A 278-nucleotide genomic window follows, 5' to 3' on the forward strand; every position below is an offset into this window, starting at 1 on the left:
GCTCTTCGCTGCCGCGCCCATACTGACGCACCCAGCTATCCAGGGCACGATCCATCCCTTTCTTGCTCTCCTGAGCGTCGGGGCTATCTCCCACGGCCTCGATGAAGCTGGTTCGGAGCTGTTCGAGCTCGCCGCCGGGCACCATCTTTGCCATCACATCGGCCACGCTCGCACCCGATTCGCGAGCGTGCTCTTCGATCGCGCGCCGAACATCCGGCAGCTTGCCGCTGGTCCAGAACTTCTCCATGGCACTCTCGTAGGCATTGGCCATCTTTTCG

Annotated in this window: 1 protein-coding gene; it reads right to left on the reverse strand. The window is 62.6% G+C overall.

Annotated features, from left to right (window positions below):
• A partial coding sequence (locus ACR6JA_RS22800) for a hypothetical protein (RefSeq protein ID WP_494599756.1) occupies positions 1-247 on the reverse strand: 247 nt, incomplete at its 3' end.
• Between the last annotated feature and the right edge of the window lie 31 nt (positions 248-278).

It is taken from the genome of Cedecea sp. B1(4), assembly GCF_059414925.1.